Origin of the sequence: uncultured Gimesia sp., from assembly GCF_937919775.1 — a bacterium.
Taxonomy (GTDB): domain Bacteria; phylum Planctomycetota; class Planctomycetia; order Planctomycetales; family Planctomycetaceae; genus Gimesia.
Genome location: NZ_CALFPF010000244.1, coordinates 1 through 1,930 on the forward strand (window position 1 = coordinate 1; position 1,930 = coordinate 1,930).

The following is a 1,930-nucleotide window of genomic DNA, read 5'->3' on the forward strand; positions in this document are numbered from 1 at the left end:
CAGGACACCATGCGCCACATGACCGGCAATATCCGTCAGACGGAAGTCTCGTCCTGCGTAGCGATAGGTCAGTTTTTCATGGTTCATTCCCAGAAGATGCAGCATTGTGGCATGGAAATCATGAATGTGCATCTTATCCCTGGTTGCGTAATAGCCAAACTCATCGGTCGCACCATACTGGAAACCGGATTTCACTCCGCCCCCCGCCAGCCACATGGTGAATCCTTCGGGATTATGGTCGCGGCCATTTTTTCCCTGAGCGGTCGGCGTGCGGCCGAATTCTCCCCCCCAGACAACCAGCGTATCCTTCAACAGGCCGCGCTGTTTCAGATCTTTAAGCAATGCAGCGATGGGTTTGTCGACTTCTTTCGCATTTTTCCCGTGCCCTTCGAGCAGATTGCTGTGCTGATCCCACTGCACTTTCTGATCACTGTGCGAGACCTGAATGAAGCGAACCCCCCGTTCGGCAAAACGGCGCGCCATCAGACACTGACGACCAAAGTCAGCCGTTTCTGCTTCATCGAGGCCGTACATTTTACGGGTAGCTTCGGTTTCACCCGAGATATCCTGGATCTGGGGAACCTCTTCCTGCATCCGAAAGGCCAGTTCAAACGAACCGATGCGGTCTTCCAGAATTTGATTGGGGCCCGTCTGCTGCTGATGCATCCGATTCAGATCGTTCAGAAAATCAACCTGTTTTCGCTGTACGCCGCGTGAGAGAAAATCGTTTTTGATAAACTCAATCTGAGCGTTCTCGGCAGCAATCGCGGCATTTCCCAGAGGAGTCCCCTGATAAGGTGCCGGCAGAAACGCAGAACTCCAGTTCTTCACACCGCCATGCGCCAGAGTAGGACAGATAGTGATGAAGCCCGGCAGATTCTGATTCTCGGTTCCCAGACCATAGGTTACCCACGACCCCATACTGGGACGCACAAAAGCATCACTGCCAGTATGAAGCTTAAGTAAAGCGCCCCCATGTGCGGCGTTCGTGCCATAGAGTGAATTGATAATACAGAGATCGTCCACACATTCAGCGACGTTGGGAAACAGTTCACTGACATGAATTCCACTTTCGCCGTACTGCTTAAACTTCCAGGGAGATTTCAACAGGTTTCCGGTCGGTGCAAACTGCACGCGGGGTTTATCAAACGGCAGCGGTTTTCCATCGTACTTCTGCAACTCCGGTTTATAGTCAAACGTGTCCATGTGGGAAGGCCCCCCCTTCATGAACAGGAAGATCACCCGTTTGGCCCGCGGTGCGAAATGCGGTTCTTTAGGGGCCAGCGGATCTTTTGCAGAAGCCGCCCGCGCTTCGTCGTTTAACATCGACAGTAACGCAAGATTCCCAAATCCGACTGCAGATTTCTTTAACAGGTCACGCCGGGAGAACAGTGCTTGGGGTAGGATACTCATGGCAGGTCTCTATTCAAATTGATGAACGATTTTGTAGCGGCTTTAATATTTTGATGCTGATCAACGAATTACCGGAGGTAGATAAATTCACTCGATGCAAAAATTGACTGACAGAAGACCTGCCAGGCACGATTGATACGTTTCACCGAATCAGGTTCTTCACTCTGTAAATCGCGTTCCATTTCATCCAGGAACTGTAATAACCGGTTGATTTCCATTTTTGACGGCGAACGTCCATACGCTTTCAAAATCAGTTGTTGAAGCTTCTGTTCCGGCGACAACGCTGTCTGATTTAAAATCGTATCCGCCATGCGTTGCGAGGCGTCTTCGACAAGATGACTGTTTAACAGGAACAAAGCCTGAGGCGCCACAGTGGTCGAAGACCGGTCACCATTCAATACGCTGGCGTCCGCATAATCGAACAGCATGAACATCCCGAACAGATGATTTCGAATTACCGGCAGATAAATCGAACGTCTGTTAAAATCGTAAGTCACACCATCTTTTGATTCATGAT

The 1,930-nt window shown here is 50.4% G+C and carries 2 protein-coding genes; both read right to left on the reverse strand.

Annotated features, from left to right (window positions below):
• On the reverse strand, window positions 1-1,413 hold a 1,413-nt coding region (locus tag Q0294_RS06500), incomplete at its 3' end, for a DUF1501 domain-containing protein (RefSeq protein ID WP_299462160.1).
• Window positions 1,414-1,481: 68 nt separating this feature from the next.
• The coding region (locus Q0294_RS06505; protein ID WP_299462163.1) for a DUF1553 domain-containing protein at window positions 1,482-1,930 on the reverse strand (449 nt) is incomplete at its 5' end.